The sequence below is a fragment of the Nonomuraea solani genome, from assembly GCF_900108335.1.
GTDB classification, from domain to species: domain Bacteria; phylum Actinomycetota; class Actinomycetes; order Streptosporangiales; family Streptosporangiaceae; genus Nonomuraea; species Nonomuraea solani.
Window position 1 is genome coordinate 75,149 of the sequence record NZ_FNVT01000032.1, and the last position, 15,768, is coordinate 90,916.

16 protein-coding genes are annotated in these 15,768 nt (G+C 66.1%); 11 read left to right on the plus strand and 5 right to left on the minus strand.

All coding sequences use genetic code 11. The features are described from left to right. Positions 1-88: 88 nt before the first annotated feature. The 3 genes from C4V41_RS55115 to C4V41_RS55125 are packed head-to-tail and all read right to left on the minus strand — an operon-like array spanning position 89 to position 3,017. Entirely contained in the window at positions 89-607 is a 519-nt protein-coding gene (locus tag C4V41_RS55115; RefSeq protein ID WP_103964078.1) for a phosphopantetheine-binding protein, read from the minus strand. A gap of 15 nt (positions 608-622) precedes the next feature. Further along, positions 623-1,996, minus strand: coding sequence for a class I adenylate-forming enzyme family protein (locus tag C4V41_RS55120; RefSeq protein ID WP_103964079.1), 1,374 nt, complete (start codon positions 1,994-1,996; stop codon positions 623-625). Positions 1,997-2,024: 28 nt separating this feature from the next. Continuing rightward, positions 2,025-3,017 carry a UDP-glucuronic acid decarboxylase family protein gene (locus tag C4V41_RS55125; RefSeq protein ID WP_103964080.1) on the minus strand — a complete coding sequence of 331 codons (993 nt, stop codon included), beginning with the start codon at positions 3,015-3,017 and terminating at the stop codon, positions 2,025-2,027. Positions 3,018-3,343: 326 nt separating this feature from the next. Between C4V41_RS55125 and C4V41_RS55130 the strand changes: the two genes are divergently transcribed. The 4 genes from C4V41_RS55130 (at position 3,344) to folE2 (ending at position 5,966) form a co-directional block, all read left to right on the plus strand. After that, complete coding sequence (locus C4V41_RS55130) at positions 3,344-3,871, plus strand: phosphoribosyltransferase (RefSeq protein ID WP_103964081.1); 528 nt, start codon at positions 3,344-3,346, stop codon at positions 3,869-3,871. Next, positions 3,864-4,673 carry a hypothetical protein gene (locus C4V41_RS55135; protein WP_103964082.1) on the plus strand — a complete coding sequence of 270 codons (810 nt, stop codon included), beginning with the start codon at positions 3,864-3,866 and terminating at the stop codon, positions 4,671-4,673. The genes C4V41_RS55130 and C4V41_RS55135 overlap by 8 nt, the downstream gene beginning before the upstream one ends. A gap of 139 nt (positions 4,674-4,812) precedes the next feature. Next, on the plus strand, positions 4,813-5,172 hold the full coding sequence (queD, locus tag C4V41_RS55140) for a 6-carboxytetrahydropterin synthase QueD (protein ID WP_200824920.1): 360 nt from the start codon (positions 4,813-4,815) through the stop codon (positions 5,170-5,172). Further along, positions 5,172-5,966, plus strand: coding sequence for a GTP cyclohydrolase FolE2 (gene folE2, locus C4V41_RS55145; RefSeq protein WP_103964083.1), 795 nt, complete (start codon positions 5,172-5,174; stop codon positions 5,964-5,966). Before queD ends, folE2 begins: the two co-directional genes overlap by 1 nt. A gap of 18 nt (positions 5,967-5,984) precedes the next feature. Here the strand turns inward: folE2 and C4V41_RS55150 are convergent, their stop codons facing one another. Both C4V41_RS55150 and purB read right to left on the minus strand, forming a co-directional pair. Next, positions 5,985-6,659, minus strand: a complete 675-nt coding sequence (locus C4V41_RS55150; RefSeq protein WP_160150734.1) for an HAD family hydrolase — start codon at positions 6,657-6,659, stop codon at positions 5,985-5,987. A 1-nt stretch (position 6,660) separates the two neighbouring features. Next, on the minus strand, positions 6,661-8,040 hold the full coding sequence (gene purB / locus C4V41_RS55155; protein ID WP_103964085.1) for an adenylosuccinate lyase: 1,380 nt from the start codon (positions 8,038-8,040) through the stop codon (positions 6,661-6,663). A gap of 74 nt (positions 8,041-8,114) precedes the next feature. On the opposite strand from purB, the gene C4V41_RS55160 reads away from it, so the two are divergent. The 7 genes from C4V41_RS55160 to C4V41_RS55190 all read left to right on the plus strand — a co-directional run bounded on the left by C4V41_RS55160 (position 8,115) and on the right by C4V41_RS55190 (position 15,513). Next, the gene (locus C4V41_RS55160; RefSeq protein WP_103964086.1) at positions 8,115-9,143 is read left to right on the plus strand and encodes an adenylosuccinate synthetase; all 1,029 of its coding nucleotides are present in this window, start codon (positions 8,115-8,117) and stop codon (positions 9,141-9,143) included. Position 9,144: 1 nt separating this feature from the next. Further along, positions 9,145-9,699 carry a P-loop NTPase family protein gene (locus tag C4V41_RS55165; protein ID WP_103964087.1) on the plus strand — a complete coding sequence of 185 codons (555 nt, stop codon included), beginning with the start codon at positions 9,145-9,147 and terminating at the stop codon, positions 9,697-9,699. A gap of 123 nt (positions 9,700-9,822) precedes the next feature. Next, on the plus strand, positions 9,823-10,518 hold the full coding sequence (queC, locus tag C4V41_RS55170) for a 7-cyano-7-deazaguanine synthase QueC (protein ID WP_103964088.1): 696 nt from the start codon (positions 9,823-9,825) through the stop codon (positions 10,516-10,518). Between the two features lie 3 nt (positions 10,519-10,521). After that, entirely contained in the window at positions 10,522-11,157 is a 636-nt protein-coding gene (gene queE, locus C4V41_RS55175; protein ID WP_103964089.1) for a 7-carboxy-7-deazaguanine synthase, read from the plus strand. A 79-nt stretch (positions 11,158-11,236) separates the two neighbouring features. Continuing rightward, a complete protein-coding gene (locus C4V41_RS55180) occupies positions 11,237-12,544 on the plus strand; it encodes a DegT/DnrJ/EryC1/StrS family aminotransferase (RefSeq protein ID WP_160150735.1) in 1,308 nt (435 codons plus the stop codon). Between the two features lie 39 nt (positions 12,545-12,583). Further along, positions 12,584-14,329, plus strand: coding sequence for a carbamoyltransferase family protein (locus C4V41_RS55185; protein WP_103964091.1), 1,746 nt, complete (start codon positions 12,584-12,586; stop codon positions 14,327-14,329). Positions 14,330-14,334: 5 nt separating this feature from the next. Next, positions 14,335-15,513 carry an acyl-CoA dehydrogenase family protein gene (locus C4V41_RS55190; RefSeq protein ID WP_103964092.1) on the plus strand — a complete coding sequence of 393 codons (1,179 nt, stop codon included), beginning with the start codon at positions 14,335-14,337 and terminating at the stop codon, positions 15,511-15,513. Positions 15,514-15,768: the final 255 nt, after the last annotated feature.

Here is a 15,768-nt window from a genome sequence, read left to right on the forward strand (position 1 = left end):
CACGCCTGAGGTCGCCGTAACGCAGGCATGTGCCGTCAGGGACCATGAGAGCAGGAGCGCTCGCCGTACCCTGCGGGAAAGACACGGGTCAGCTCCGCTGCCGCACGATCCCGGCTAGGTTCCGGACCGTAGCCGCCTCGAAAACAATCTCCAGCGACAGGTCCACGCCAAAACGTTCCATAATGAGGGTGCTCAGCTGAACCATGTCCATGGAGTTTCCACCCAGGTCCATGAAGTCGTCGAGGACGCCGACCCGCTCGATTTCCAAAATCTCCCCGAGTAACCCGGCCAGTTGGCTTTCCAGGTCTCCCGACGCCGCAACGTAGCGTGATTTCTGAGATGCGGTGAGAGCGGCTACCTCCTCGCCCAATTTCGTGAGGTCCACGGCTCCGTCGGTCATGGCGGGCAGCTCGTCCACCACGACCACGAGGACCTGCAAGGCGTGCCGTTTCCAGAGGTGTTCCCTGATGCCCGTCGCGCTCGCGTACGATTTGGGGACCACGGCGACGATGAGCTCGCCATTTTCCTCGTAGACGGCGGCTGCCCGTACATCGGGGTGGTCGATCGTAATCGCGTGCTCATGACGTGCAGCAGACGATGCGCTCATGCGTGCTTTTACCTCTCAAGTTCGCAGGTTTTCCAGGCGCCAGCTTTGCAACTTGCCTGTCTCGGTTCTGGGAAGGTCGTCCACAAATTCGATACGACGAGGCCGTTTGTACGGAGACAACAATCCGCGGCAGTGCCGAGCGATCTCCTTGACCGTAAGTCCGCTGCCGGCACGCCTGACCACGAGGGCGACGGGAATCTGGCCGAGGCCGGGATCGGGCATCGGGACGACGGCGACGTCCGCCACGTCCGCGAGCCGCAGGACCACCTCTTCTATTTCGGATGAATTCACGTTCGAGCCACCGACGATGATGAGGCCTTGGCGACGTCCCGTGAGATAGAGATAGCCGTCCTCGTCGAGATGGCCGAGGTCGCCGAGGCTGAGGTAACCGTCCACGGTGTGCTCGATTGCCGCGGAGACAGGCCGGCCGTTGCGCATGAAGACGCGGCCCACCGCCCCGGGCGGAAGCGGGCGCCGGTCTTCGTCGAGGATCCGGATGCGCGTCATGAAGCCCTTGCCCACGGTGCCGGGTCGTGCCAGCCACTCGTCGCCACGCGCGACGGTCATCCCGATCTGCTCGGTGGCGCCGTAGAACTCGAAGATCCGATCGGCACCGAGCAGGTCGATCCAGGCCCGTTTGGTCTCGTCGTCGCAGGGGCCTGCCGTGTGGACGAGCGACCTGAGCGAGGTCAGCCGGTCCGGGGACAGACCCGGCTCGGCGAGCAGTTTGCGCATGTGCGACGGTGTGACCTGCATCCATTCGATGGCCTGGCGGTGCAGCACGTCAATGGTCTTGCCCGCCTCGAACACGCCCTGGACCACGATGGTGTGCCCGTCCAGGATGCCCGCGACCAGGTGCATGAAAGGTGCGGTGTGATAGAGGGGGCCGACGATCAGCTGGCGCTGCCCCTTCTTCCAGCCCGTTCGGCGCAGGAGCGTCGGGAAGCCGCCCAAGGCGAGGCTGCCCTCGATGGGGACGGGCCGTCCCGTGGAGCCGCCCGTGAGCAGGAGGTAATCGCCCCGGCATGACCTCTCGTGACCAGTTCCGGCCGCTACGAGCCGGTCGTGCTCGTACACCGGGCCGTAGGTGGCGGCCAATCGGTCCATGAGCTCGGCGCGCTCCCGCGGTGGAGTCATGGGATTGAGCGGGAGAACGGGCAGCCCCGTTCGTAGGGAGGCGAGCAACGTCGTCACGCCGTCGAGCGTGTTGGGCAGGTCGACGCACAGGATCGGCCTGTGCCCCTGCCCCAGCGGGCTCGCCGCGGGCGCGGTCATGCGGTCCAACTGGGACCAGGTGATGCTCCGGACGGTCCCGCGGTTGCTCTCGATGATCGCAGGTCGATCGGGATGCTGATCCGCGGCCCGTCGGAGCCGCCCATCAAGTGCCATGAATCGATCTCTCGGTTGCTCTTCGTGATCAGCGCGTGAAGGACGGCAGTTCCTCCTGGCCGGCCAATGCCGAGCGGAACCACTCGATGGTCTTGTGCAGTCCTTGCTCGCGCGAAGTCGTGGCTTTCCAGCCCAGCAAGGTCTCGGCCAGCGTGGTGTCGGGCCTTCGCACGCTGGGGTCGTCCACCGGCCGGTTGATGAGCCGTATCGGGGCCTGGGCATCGACCATGTCCCGTATCGTCTCGGCCAGGTGGAGGATGGTGATCTCATCGGGACTGCCGATGTTCACCGGACCCGGGTGGCCGCTCGCGGCGAGCGCGAGAATGCCCTGCACGGTATCGTCGACGTAACAGACAGAGCGGGTCTGGCTGCCGTCCCCGGCCACCGTGATCGGTTCCCCGGCGAGAGCTTGCCGGATGAAGGTGGGAATGGCCCGGCCATCGTCCGGACGCATGCGTGGGCCGTAGGTGTTGAAGATCCGTACGATGACGGCGTCCACGCCGCAGTTCGCCCGGTACGCGGTCGTCAGCGCCTCCGCGTAGCGTTTGGCCTCGTCATAGACTCCGCGCGGCCCCAAAGGATTGACGTTGCCCCAATACACTTCGCGCTGCGGGTGCTCAAGGGGGTCGCCATAGACCTCCGATGTCGAGGCGAGTAAGAATCTGGCCTTCTTCTCCCGGGCGAGTCCGAGGGAATGCAAGGTGCCCGTGCTGCCGACTTTCAGGGTCTGGATCGGCAGCCGGAGATAGTCCGTGGGGGAGGCGGGCGAGGCGAAATGCAGGACAAGATCCACCTCTCCGGAAACGTGGATGAAATCCGTGATGTCGCAGCGAGCGAGCCGGAATCCGGGATCGTCCGTCAGGTGTGCGACATTGGCTGGGATCCCGGTGAGGAAGTTGTCCAGGCACACGACCTGTGTGCCCAGGGACAACAGCCACTCACACAGATGTGACCCGAGAAAGCCCGCACCACCCGTCACAACCGCCCGGCGGAAATTCCAACTCGTGGCATGAGTCGTCATAAGTTATCTCCCCACGATGGGGTGCCCCGTTAAGAAAGAATGACTTGGGACACCTTATTAGCCGGTGGCGGCCGCCGGTAGCACGCGGCCCTGAGTCGGCGGCATCATTTGTACCGGCCGGATCGGGCGAAGTGGTGCTGTAGGGAACACGCGGTGAGAGCCTATCAATTGAGATGCCCTTCATGGCGGTGTCCCGCCGGCGGGACACCGCCGGCGGGACGACCGTGCTGGAAATGTGTTGCACCCGCAAATGACAAGGAGAACTCGATGGCGCGTCCATGCCGAAATGCCTTCGGTAGCGGCATTCCCGCACAAGGGCAGGCGTCATGACCCCGCGCTGGGAGCGCAAGCGGCTGCTGCGCCTCGACTGGCCCGCGTTCGGCGATGCCGCGGAAGAACTCGCAAGACAGGTGATGGACAGCGGCTTCCAGCCGAACGTCATCATGGGAATCGCGCGGGGCGGCCTCCCGTTGGCGACCGTGCTCGGGCACCTGCTCTCCGGCCGCGTCGGAGCGATCGGGGTGACCCGTAACTCCTCGGACGATCGCTACGCCGAACGGGACGAGGTCGAGATCTCCTGGCTGGTTCCGGAGTCTCTGGAGGGTGCCCGGGTCTTGCTTGTCGATGATATCGCGGGAGATGGTGGCACACTGCGAGGGGTCCGGGAGCGCGCAGGCCGGGCAGGGGCGACGGAGGTGCGCGCGGCCGTCATCGTGGTGAATGACGGCTGTACGGAGCGACCGGATTACTCGGTGTTCTCGGCCGACGACTGGGTGGTCTTTCCCTGGGAACGGCCGCCTGTCGACCATCACGGCGTCGTCGAGCCCTTGCTTCTCGGGCAGGGACATGGATGAGGCCAAGGCCTTCTATCGCAGGCGGTTCCTATCCAGATATGCGCAGTCGAGATTGCGGCCGCGCTCCCGCTGGTGGCGACGGGACCTGGCGCTCGGCATACGCGATGGCCCCTTTCCCAGCCTGCGGGAACGGCTGCTCATCTTCGAGAGACATGTGCTCGTATCGGCGTCGGGACGAGCGTTCGACGACACCCTCCGGCGATTCGGCGCCGCCGACACCGTCCGCGCGCTGGGGCTTTCCTGTGAACACCCGATCGCGCCGGGAGGCAACCTCATCCTGACGGCCAGGACCGGCATGCTGGGCGCCATCGCCGCGATGCTCGCGGTGCGCGGCCACAACGTGGCCTTCAGCAGTGCTCATCCTGAGCACAGCCGGCGGTTGGTCCTGCCGAAGGTCGGACACCGTCAACGCGGCCTCATCACTCCGCTGGCCTTTCCTTCGTGGCAGGCGATGTTCAGCGCGCGCCGAGGGCTGAACAACGGCTGGGATTTCATCCTGCCCATCGATTCGATCGGCGAGCCGGGAACACCGGCTTTCCGTGCCGAATATGCCCGGCTTCCGGACGGGACGGAGCGCATATTCCGAATTCTCGGCGACGACGCGGCGCTCGTCAGTTTCATGTGCGCGGAAGTGGTGAACGGCTGGCGCCCGGAGCTGAACATTGTCTGTCATCGCTATTCAGGGGATGCGCGGGCATTTCTGTGTCAGGTCGAGACGTCGCTCAGTCGTCTGCCGCATCAGTGGCATGTCTGGACGGCTCTCGGCGCACGGTCGGAGACGCGTGCGGATGCGCCGGGTTGACCGTGGGCGTTCCCGCGTCCGAGCATACTCAGCGCGCTCTCAATCGCGAGGAATCGCCGAAAAGCATTGCATGACCCCATTCTCGACAGATCAAATCGGCTTCACCTGAACGTCAAAAGTCACAGATTTGGGGAATCGAGTGATCGAGATTTTTCGTGAGTTCACCTTTGAAGCGGCCCACAGATTGCCGAACGTACCGGAGAACCACAAGTGCGGCAGGCTGCATGGCCACAGTTATCGCGTGGAGGTGCACGTCAGCGGTGAGGTCGATCCCTCCGCAGGGTGGTTAATCGATTTCGGGGAGATCAAGAAGGTGGTCAAGCCCCTGGTGGAGCGGCTCGACCACTACTACCTCAATGAGGTCGAGGGGCTCGAGAATCCCACCAGCGAAAACCTGGCCAAGTGGATCTGGGACCGCCTGGTCGGCTCCCTGCCGATCTCGGCCATTCACGTTCGAGAGACGTGCACTTCTGGATGTGTCTATCGGGGGGAGAGCTGATGCTCACCGATGTGCAGGCGGCGCATGACAGCCGGGGGGTGCCGTTGGACGAGGTCGGGATCGAAGGTCTGCGGTATCCCGTTCTCGTGGCCGACGGACAGGGCGCGAAGCGAGAGACCGTCGCCACGGCCACCATGGCGGTTGACCTCGGGCCGGAGGCCAAGGGCGCGCACCTGAGCCGCTTCATCGAAGTACTCCATGGTTCGAGGGAGCAGTTGACGCCCGCCACTGCGGCGGGTTTGGCGGACGAACTGCGGCTGCACATGGGAAGCGACAGAGCACGGGTCCACCTGACCTTTCCGTACTTCCTGGAACGGGAAGCGCCTGTGACGCGGGCCCGCGCCTTCGTTGAGTACACCTGTTCCATCACGGCACGCAGCAGTGTGGCCGGTACGCAGTTGGCGTGGAGCGTCGAAGTGCCGGTGACGAGCGTGTGCCCCTGCAGCAAAGCCATCAGCGATCGCGGTGCGCACAACCAGCGCGGCCACATCACGATCGAGGTCAAGGACGCCGACCACACGAGCGGCCCGTGGTTCGACGAGTTGATCGACATCGCTGAGGCGGCGGCCTCGTCTCCGGTCTACGCTCTGCTCAAGCGGCCGGACGAGCGTCACGTGACCATGGCCGGCTACGACAATCCGGTCTTCGTCGAGGACATGGTGCGTAATGTGTGCCAGGTTCTGTCTGATTGCGACCGCATCGCCGCCTATCGCGTACGAGCTGTGAACGACGAGAGCATTCACAACCACGCGGCATACGCCGCGATCACCTGGAGCTCTCCTCGCGGCGTATAGCCCGTTGTGCGGTCCGGGTCAGAGGCTGGCTCGGCTCCGGCGGATCAGCTCAGGTACGTCGCCGAGGCTCGCCACGATGTGATCGGGCCTGACCATGCCGGCGTGGGCGAAGTCCCGGGCGCCGTTGCCCGTCAGCACGGCGACCGTGGTGGCGCCGACCTGTTTGCCGGCCTCGATGTCGCTGGCCGAGTCGCCTACCATCCACCTTGGCAGACCGGGGTCTAGTTCACGCAGCGCCAGTTCGAGGAGCAGTCGCTTGCGCTCGACGGCACTGAGCGGGCTCGTGACCGCCAGGTCGTCGGAGGTCAGCACCAGGGTGAAGGCGTCGCCGATGCCCCAGGTATCGACCAGCGCACGTGTGGCCTCCGTGCCGGTCCAGGAACTCACCAGGGCTGTCACCACACCGGTCGAGGCCAGTTCGGCCATGGTGGGTACGGCGCCGGGAATCGGACGTCCGTACGCGCTCAGATAACGACGGGGGATCGCATCGGAGTCGACAGTGATGCGGCAGCCCTCCACCACGAGCCGGTCGGCGAGCAACTGTTCCCAGAATTCGTACGCCAGCACCACTTCCGGCGCCGGGGCCGCCACCCCCGCCTGGCGGCAGGCGTCGGCCACACAGGCGATGAACATCTCGTCCCAGGACACAAGGGTGCCGTCCCGGTCGAGCAGCAACACTGCGGAAGCGGTCATTTCACACCATTCCTTTCGTGTGGGATGAGGCGATGTCCGCCACGGCTCGTGCCCGAGCGGCGTACCAGCCGGCGCCGAGATCCGTCTCGACCACCGCCGCCAGGTCATCGCGCGAGACAACGGCCGCCACCATGCCGTGCGCGAGCAGCTCATCGACCAGTCGCTCGCCACGCTGACCGGAGCGCACGCACTCCTGCACCACGCGGTACGACTCCGCGCGGGCGAGCCCGTTGCCGACCAGCAGACGCAGCAGCGCGCCGCTCATCCAGACAGTGGCGGCCCGGTCGAGGTTGCGGGCGATCGCGGCCGTGTCGACCTCGAGACCGGCCAGCACGGTCGTCATCTTCCGCACCACCTCCTCCAGCAGGACGCACGCCTGCGGGATGACAAACCGCTCGTTGGCCGAGTTGGCAAGGTCGCGCTCGTGCCAGGACACCACGTTCTCCAGCGCGGGGTGGATCAGCGAGCGCAGCAGGCGGGCCAGGCTGCACACGTTCTCGCAGAGGACGGGATTGCGCTTATGCGGCATGGCGGAGCTGCCGATCTGCCGGGTGGCCATCGGCTCGCGCAGCTCGGCGATCTCGGTCCGCTGCAGATTGCGGATCTCGGTGGCGATGTTCTCGACCACCGCTCCGGACAGGGCCGCCCAGCCGACGAACTCGGCGATGCGGTCGCGGGCGACCGCTTGGGAGTTCAGCCGCGCCACTCCCAGGCCCAGCCGATCGAGCACCCGGCGTTCCAGCTCCGTGCCGAGGTGGCCGAAGGCGGCGCCGGTGCCCACCGCTCCGCCCACCTTGCCGACCAGGACCCTGGGCGAGAGTTCGGCGAGCCGGTCCGAGGTGCGCAGCAGGGCGTCGAGGTAGACGGCGAACTTGCCGCCGAGCGTAATCGGCTCCGCGTACTGGCCGTGTGTTCGGCCGGTCATGGTGAGGTCGGCGTACTTCGTGGTGTGGCGCCGGCACGAGTCGGTGAGCGTCCGCAGCTCTTGGCCGAGGAGGGCGATGGCCTGCGCTAGCTGTAGCGCCACCCCAGTGTCGATGACGTCACTGCTGGTGAGACCGAAATGAACCCACCGACCGTGCGCTCCCGCCGACACCGACAGCACGTGGACGAACGCCGCCAGTTCGTGGCCTGTCCACGTCTCGGCCGCACTGATCGCCGCCGGATCGATACCGTCACGCCCCATGGCGTCGATGGCGGCGGCGGCATCCCGGGGGATCACACCGAGTTCGCCCTGAACCCGGGCGACTTCACGCTCCACTGTCAGCCATAGTCGATAGCGATTCACTTTTGAGAAGATTTCCCGCATCCGGGGACTGCCATAACGCCCCTCATCGAGAGGCAGGACCACATCGGGTCCGACGGAGAATTCCTTGTCCATGGTGTGACGTACTCCAATTCGATGCCGGAGACCGGCCACCGAGTTTAAAAGGATGAAAGCGAAGGGAGCGACTGATGCCGAGCACCATCGTCGTCGGCGGACAATGGGGTGACGAAGCCAAGGGCAAGGTGTGCAGTTATCTTGCCACCCGTGATCAATTCAGCTTGAGTATTAGAGCAGGGCTCGGTCCAGGGGCCGGCCACACAGTGGTGCGGGACGGGCACGAATTCCGTCTCCGGCAGACGCCCGCCGCGTTTGTGCACCCCGACTGCCGGCTGGCACTGGGCGCCGGCACCCTGATCTCACCTGACGTCTTCCTGGACGAGATCGAGCGTCTGGGCCTGGCTGGGCGGATCAAGATCGACGGCAGGGCGACGGTCATCGAGGAACGTCACCGGCAGGCCGATGTGAGCAATCGGTTCCTCAGTACGGTGGTGGGGAGCACCGGTAGCGGGCACGGCCCGAGCCTCGCCGATCGGGCCATGCGCACGGCCACGTTGGTGCGGGACACTCCGCAACTCGCCCCCTTCACGGCCGACGTGGCCGCGCTGGCGAACGAGGCGCTCGACCGGGGTGAACGCGTCCTCGTGGAAGGCACGAACGGCTTCGGGCTGTCGGTGCTCTACGGCACGTATCCGCACACCGTCTCCAAGGACAGCACCGCCGCCACGGCCGCAGCGGACGTCGGTCTGGCGCCGACGCGGGTCACTGAGGTGGTGCTGGTGTTCAAGGCGTACGCCACCAGGGTCGGGCCGGGTGACCTGCCGCGCGAGCTGTCGCCCGGGGAGATCCGGGAGCGGGGATGGCAGGAGGAAGCCACCGTGACCGGTCGTCCCCGGCGGGTGGGGGCGTTCGACATGCAGTCGGCGAAGGCGGCGGTCATGCTCAACGATCCCGCCTACATCGCGCTCACCTGTCTCGACCGCCTCGATCCAGCTGCAGCAGGGGTGCCGTTTCAGCGACTGCCCTCGGCTGTGCGGCGTTTCGTGGACGAGGTCGAAGACGTCCTGCAACGCCCCGCCGGCCTGCTGAGCACCGGCCCGGACGTGCGCGCCACGATCGACCGGAGGAGCACCGTGGCCATCCCTGCGGCTTCGGCATGAGATGGCCCATCGCATCCACGTAGTGGGAGCCGCCGGGAGCGGCAAGACGTACCTCGCGACGGCGATCGCCGCGGCGTTGACCGCTGACCATCATGAACTGGACCGGGTGGCGATACGCAGGAGCGGAGATGGGCGGCAGGTGGCTCCGGTACCGTGGCCAGAGCGCCGAGCCGCGGCAGCCGAGATCGCCGAACGGCCCCGATGGGTGACGGAAGGCATCTATCTGGGCTGGACCGAGCCGTTGTTCGCGGCGGCCGACCTCATCGTGTGGCTGGACATTCCCTGGTGGCAGGCGACCTGGCGCATCACCGGCAGGCACCTGCGGAAGTCGCTCCGCGGCGAAAACGAGTGGAAGGGCATTCGCCTGCTCCTTCGCTTTCTCTGGAGCACGCGAAGGTATTATCTGGGACTCGGTGGCGATCCGAATCGAGAGCATGACGACGAGGCCACCGACCGCCGTATGACCGCGGCCGCCTTGGCGCCGCACGCCGTCAAGGTAATGCGGATCCGCCACGGGCGGGATATTGCATCGAGCATCGACTGGCGCGCCGCCTAATAGTCGTCCCGTCGGGTGCGGTGCCAGTCGGATAATTGACGCGGGTCGGGCCAGTGGCAAAACTGAAATGGCTGCCCGCGCCGCCGTGCAGGCAACTTTCCATTGAATTTCCCGGAGGGTGACATGGCCAATGAGCCTGCGGTAGTGCTGCTGAGCGGAGGACTCGATTCGGCGACCGTTCTCGCCATCGCCAAGCACGAGGGATACCGCCTCCATGCGCTGAGCTTCCGCTACGGTCAGCGTCACGGCGTCGAACTGGCCGCCGCCCGCCGCGTCGCCGAACAGTTCGGCGTGGAGCGGCATGTCGTGGCAGACATCGATCTACGTCTGTTCGGGGGCTCGGCCCTCACCGCGGACATCGCCGTGCCGCGGCACGGCCACGTCGACGAGCTGGACGACTCCATCCCGGTGACCTATGTGCCGGCCCGTAACACGATCTTCCTGTCGTTCGCGCTCGCCTGGGCCGAGTCACTGGGCGGGAACGACGTGTTCATCGGGGTGAACGCCCTCGACTATTCGGGCTACCCCGACTGCCGCCCGGAGTACATCGCGGCCTTCGAACGCATGGCCGCGCTGGCCACCAAAGCAGGCGTCGAGGGCACCCAGCGGCTGCGGATCCACACGCCGCTGATCGAGCTGACCAAGGCGCAGATCATCGAGCGCGGGCTGGCCCTGGGGGTGGACTACTCCCTCACTCACAGTTGTTACGATCCCGACTCCGAGGGCCGCCCCTGCGGGAGCTGCGACTCCTGCCTTCTGCGTGGCCGCGGCTTCGCGGAGGCCGGGTTGCCGGACCCGGCCCTCACCGGCAGGGCCTGAGCCATGTACCGAGTGAAGGAGATCTTCTACACCCTGCAAGGGGAAGGCGCCCATGCCGGCCGACCGGCCGTGTTCTGCCGTTTCACCGGCTGCAATCTGTGGACCGGCCACGAAGAGCACCGTGTAAGGGCGATATGTAAGTTCTGCGATACCGACTTCGTGGGGACCGACGGTAGCGGCGGCGGCCGATTCAGGACAGCGGCCGATCTCGCCGCCGCGGTCGCCGCCTTCTGGCCGGCGGACGTGGCCGGCGGTGAGCGGTACGTGGTCTGCACCGGAGGTGAGCCCCTACTTCAGCTCGATCACGCCGCCGTGGAAGCACTGCACGAGTCGGGCTTCACGGTGGCCGTGGAAACCAACGGAACGCGTGCGGCACCGCCCGGGATCGACTGGATATGCGTCAGTCCGAAGAGCAGCGCGGAACTCGTGCTCACCTCCGGTGACGAGCTCAAGCTGGTCTTCCCACAGCACGACGCCCGGCCGGAGCGCTACGAGGAGCTCGACTTCGCCCGGTTCTCGCTGCAGCCGATGGATGGCCCGGACGCGGTGGCCAACACCCGCCTGGCACTCGAATACTGCCTGACCAATCCGCGATGGCGGCTCAGCCTGCAGACGCACAAGATCGTCGGAATCCGATAGGGAATCGCGTTGGCCGGCACGATTCCGGCGGTGGTTTCCCGCTCATTGCCTTATGCAAGGAAAGACAGGTCGCACCGAGATGAATTCACCGGAAACGCATCGCCTGGCATTGCTGGGCGGCGACCCGACCGTTCGCACCCCGCTTCCGACCTGGCCCGTACTGAGTGATGACGAGGTCGCGGCACTCGGCGAACACCTCCGCCGTGCCAGAACCGATTCCACCTATTTGACCTCGATCTTCGGCAGCGGGCCGGTCGTGGAATTCGAGCGCGCCGTCGCCGATTACTTCGGCGCCCCCTATGCCGTCTCGACCAACTCCGGGTGGGCTGCCCTGCACACCGCCTTGGTGGCGGTCGGCGTGCGTCCTGGGGACGAGGTCATCGTACCCGCGTACACCTGGCCCCAGTCGGTGTCCTGCGTACTGCAACAAGGCGCCATACCTGTTTTCGCCGACATCGACCCCGAGACGTACACGCTGACCGCAGAAACGGCGGAAAAGTGTCTGAGCCCAGCCACCAAGGCGATCGTGGTGGTGCACTTGTACGGCCAGCCGGCGGACATGACCCGTATGATGGCTTTTGCCGAGGCCCATGGACTGGCCGTGATCGAGGACTGCGCGCAGGCCACCGGGGCGATGCACCGCGATCGACATGTCGGCACGATCGGTACCGTGGGCTGCTTCTCGATCGGCAGCGGCAAACAGATCGTCGGTGGCGAGGGCGGCTTCCTTCTGACCTCGTCGGAAGAGGTCAGACATCGGGCCATCGCGATGTCACAACATCCGCAGCGCCATCGTGTCGACCTCCCGGGCGGATACGCCGTGCCGGACGGTTTCCTGCCCACGTACCGGATGCACCCCGTCGCCGCCTCCATCTGCGCCGCGCAGTTGCCGAAGCTGCGTAGGTGGAACGACGAGCGAATCGTGAATCTGCGGGCTCTCAGCCTCGCACTGGAGGGCTGTCCCGGTATCCGTCCGGCGGCCGAATCCACGTTCGGCAGGCACGTCTATCATCTGTACTGCCCGACCTTCGTCCCCGAGGAACTGCCCGGCCTCTCCCGCGACAGGTACGTCGAGGCATTGATCGCCGAGGGAGCGCCGGTCCGCATCGGATATGTGCGTACTCCGTTGCACCTCCGGAAGGAGATGCGCGAACGCAAATACCTCGCGCCCGGCTTCCCGTGGAACCTCGGATCCCGTGACGTGCACTACGCCGCCGGCGACTGCCCGGTGACGGAGGACCGGTGCGCTCGCACCGACATCAGCGTCTTCCTCGGCGCCAACGCCATCGGCGATCAGTCCGCCCTGGTCGGCGAGATCGCCGCCGCCTTCTGGAAGGTGGCGCGGCACCATCGCGAGCTGCTTGAGCCGGCCCATTCGCAGCGCTGAACGCGCGATCGACACCTGTCGCAAAGTCGGGATGGTCATATGAGAGTTCTGGGGATAAACGCCATCGGGCACCACGACGCGTCCGTTTGCCTCATCGAGGACGGCCGCGTGGTGGCTTTCGCTGAAGAGGAGCGCTTCATACGGGACAAGCACGCACGCGGCCGGCAGCCGGTCAACGCCGTCCGCTGGTGCCTGGACTCCCGCAGCCTCACCTGGGCGGACATCGACGCGCTCGCCACCCCCTGGGTGGAAGAGGAGTTCGGATCGGTGGCCCCGCCGGGATATCACGAGGACATCAGCTTCGGCGAGCGTGAACTCGGCGCCGACTGGGCTCGATGGCCGGTCAATATACGCGAGTTCGCCGCAATGGCGGGGTGTCGTAGTGGGGTGGTGCCGCTTTTTCAGGTGTCTCATCACCTGGCACACGCGGCGAGCGCGTACTGGTGCTCCGGCTTCGACGAGACGGCGATTCTCGTGGTCGACGGGGAGGGGGACAGGGTCGCCACCACCTTGGCCCACGGTGATGGCGGGCGGATATCCGTGCTGCGGCAATTCTCGACGGTGGACTCGCTGGGGCAATTCTACGCCTGCCTGACACGCTTTCTCGGTCTCGGCAGTTTCGGAGAGGGCAAGTTGATGGGGCTCGCGCCCTATGGCCGCCCCGTCCTCGAGTTCCCGGAAATAGAGCTGGACCCTGACGGCTACCGTCTCCGCCTCGATCCCGGCCTGACCCGGTGGGACCCGGTGGGGACCACGTACCGATCCGTGATCGAGGCCTGGATACGGCGGCTCTCCGAGCGGTTCGGAGAGCCGCGGGAGGCGCGCGAACGCGGGCTCCCCACTGCGCTCGCGGACTGGACACAGCAGGATCGGGACATGGCGGCCTCTGGGCAGTTCGCCCTGGAAGAGGCGCTGGTCCATCTCGCGGAGCTCGCGTTGCGGCTCTCTGGCAGCCGGCGGCTGGTGATAGCCGGTGGTGTCGCCCTGAACTGCTCGGCCAACGGCCGTCTCGCCCACCTCCCCGGCCTTGAAGGGTTCTTCGCGCAGCCGGCGGCTGGTGACGACGGCGCGCCGATCGGAGCCGCGTTGCACGCCAGCGTCATGTGCGGCGTCCCCCCGGTCAACGAGCGCCTGACCTCGATTTCGTTGGGGCCCTCGTTCGGTGCGGACACCTGCGCTAAGGCGCTGTCGGACGCCGGGCTGGCCTATCGGGAACCTGGCGACATCACGGAGGCAGCGGGGGAGCACCTCAGCCGGAACGAGGTCGTGTGCTGGTTCGAGGGACGTATGGAGGGCGGTCCGCGGGCACTGGGCCAGCGCAGCATCGTCGCCTCACCCGCGTTGGCCGCGACCAGGGACAGGGTCAACGACATCAAACGGCGGGCCCGATGGAGGCCACTGGCCCCAAGCCTCCGGCGGGAGGATGCGGGCGCGCTGCTGGAACGCGGCGGTGACACACCGTTCATGATCGTGGCCGACCGCATCGCGGCCGACTGGCGAGAGCGGGTTCCCGGCGTGGTGCATGCGGATGGGAGCGCACGGCCGCACACTGTGGATCGTGCAGTGCAACCCGCGTACTGGTCGATGATTGATCATTTCCAGCGGCGTACGGGGCTGCCCGCGGTGATCAACACCTCGTTCAACGACGAACGCGAGCCCATCGTCTGTTCACCGGAGGACGCCGTCCGTACTTTTCTGCGCAGTGGCGCCGACGTCCTGTGCCTCGGACCCTATTTGGTCCACAGCCCTTCTCCCGAGACCGGGAAAACTGACGAAAGGCACTGATCTCCATGCCGCAGGCTTTGGACGAAATGACCTGGAACGAATCCTACGAGAGCGCGATTCCCGTACTCGATGACGCCGAGGCCGCGCGACTGGCGATGGCGCGGGAACTCCTGACCGATTGTCCCGATGATGACGACGGGGCGGCCGCGGCGCTGAAGTCGCTGGTCGGCGAGGGATTCTTGATGGACACCGTGCCGGCGGAACATGGTGGCCGCGACGCCTCCGTCAGTTATGCGGCGCGCTTCCTGGAAATGCTGGCTGCTAAGAACGGATCGCTCGGCTGGCTCTTCACCATCCAACAGGGGCTGCATTTCTTATTGCCCACCGCCACCCATGGCAGATGCGGGGAGTACTTCACCGACGTGGTGCGGCAGGGGGCCCTCTTCGCCGGGTCGCACAGCAGGTCCGGCCTGGCCATCAGAGAGGCAGCAGACGGCGTCGAGCTGGATGGCATCCTCCAGTACTGCTCAGGAGCTCCCCTCGCGACCTGGCTGACCTGCACAGCCAAGATCCCGGTGTCGGGCGAGGCCAGGGGCTGCACGATGATGATCGACGCGCGGCAGCCGGGCATCTCCTGCGAACCGGCCTCCTACCTTCACTCCATGCGCGGCTCTCTCACCGGAATCGTGCGGTTGACGAATGTCCGCGTTCCCTGGGAACGCGTGTACTGGTTCTCTGACCTCGGTGATCCGGCGAATCGGCCTCAGTCCTGCCGGTACTACGGCGCATGGCAATCCATACTCATGCAGGGCGCGGTCTTCCTCGGTATAGCTCGCTGCGCGCTCTCTTACGCCCACGACCAACTGACCCGCAGGCGCTCGGCCGCCGACCCCGCCAAGCGATTTTCCGGCGATCTGGCGATCGGGCTGTCCACGGCGGAGTTTCTGCAGGCCCGGAGCCTTTTCTACAATCGCGTACAAGGACTGGAGCAGGCCGCGCTGGCAGGCACGGAGCAGCGGGAAGCCTCCCGCCCCTGGCACGCGGCCATCCTGAGCACGGTGGCGTCTCTGGCCTATTCGTGCGTCTCCCGGCTGGTCGAACTGCTCGGCGGGTCGGTGCTCGTGACAGGCAATCCGCTGGAGCGGTGCTGGCGCGACCTCCAACTTGCCCGCGTCGCAGAGGGCACAAGGCAGCCCGCCGTGAACCTGGCCCTGGGCACGTTCATCATGGAGCAGAAGCAGTAGCGACAAGACTGCGAAGATCATCACGAGCCATGCCGTCTTCGAAACGCCTCAGCCCAGCGGACGTGAGCTCCAAACCGTAGGTCCACTCGCGCACTCCATCCGAGATGATGGCGAGACGCGATCGTCCCTGTGAACGGTGAATTATCCTCGCCGAATTGCTGACCTTTCAAGGCGAGGAAAGGCAGAGCGGACGCCCGGTCCGGGGCGGTTACACGCCCGTCTGAGCATGGAGCACCTCGCCCTGTCTGCGACAAA

Coding starts and splice junctions, on each gene's coding strand:
- C4V41_RS55115 (WP_103964078.1), bottom strand. CDS start 607: ATGAGCGCATCGTCTGCTGCACGTCATGAGCACGCGATTACGATCGAC.
- C4V41_RS55120 (WP_103964079.1), bottom strand. CDS start 1,996: ATGGCACTTGATGGGCGGCTCCGACGGGCCGCGGATCAGCATCCCGAT.
- C4V41_RS55125 (WP_103964080.1), bottom strand. CDS start 3,017: ATGACGACTCATGCCACGAGTTGGAATTTCCGCCGGGCGGTTGTGACG.
- C4V41_RS55130 (WP_103964081.1), top strand. CDS start 3,344: ATGACCCCGCGCTGGGAGCGCAAGCGGCTGCTGCGCCTCGACTGGCCC.
- C4V41_RS55135 (WP_103964082.1), top strand. CDS start 3,864: ATGGATGAGGCCAAGGCCTTCTATCGCAGGCGGTTCCTATCCAGATAT.
- folE2 (WP_103964083.1), top strand. CDS start 5,172: ATGCTCACCGATGTGCAGGCGGCGCATGACAGCCGGGGGGTGCCGTTG.
- C4V41_RS55150 (WP_160150734.1), bottom strand. CDS start 6,659: ATGACCGCTTCCGCAGTGTTGCTGCTCGACCGGGACGGCACCCTTGTG.
- purB (WP_103964085.1), bottom strand. CDS start 8,040: ATGGACAAGGAATTCTCCGTCGGACCCGATGTGGTCCTGCCTCTCGAT.
- C4V41_RS55160 (WP_103964086.1), top strand. CDS start 8,115: ATGCCGAGCACCATCGTCGTCGGCGGACAATGGGGTGACGAAGCCAAG.
- C4V41_RS55165 (WP_103964087.1), top strand. CDS start 9,145: ATGGCCCATCGCATCCACGTAGTGGGAGCCGCCGGGAGCGGCAAGACG.
- queC (WP_103964088.1), top strand. CDS start 9,823: ATGGCCAATGAGCCTGCGGTAGTGCTGCTGAGCGGAGGACTCGATTCG.
- queE (WP_103964089.1), top strand. CDS start 10,522: ATGTACCGAGTGAAGGAGATCTTCTACACCCTGCAAGGGGAAGGCGCC.
- C4V41_RS55180 (WP_160150735.1), top strand. CDS start 11,237: ATGAATTCACCGGAAACGCATCGCCTGGCATTGCTGGGCGGCGACCCG.
- C4V41_RS55185 (WP_103964091.1), top strand. CDS start 12,584: ATGAGAGTTCTGGGGATAAACGCCATCGGGCACCACGACGCGTCCGTT.
- C4V41_RS55190 (WP_103964092.1), top strand. CDS start 14,335: ATGCCGCAGGCTTTGGACGAAATGACCTGGAACGAATCCTACGAGAGC.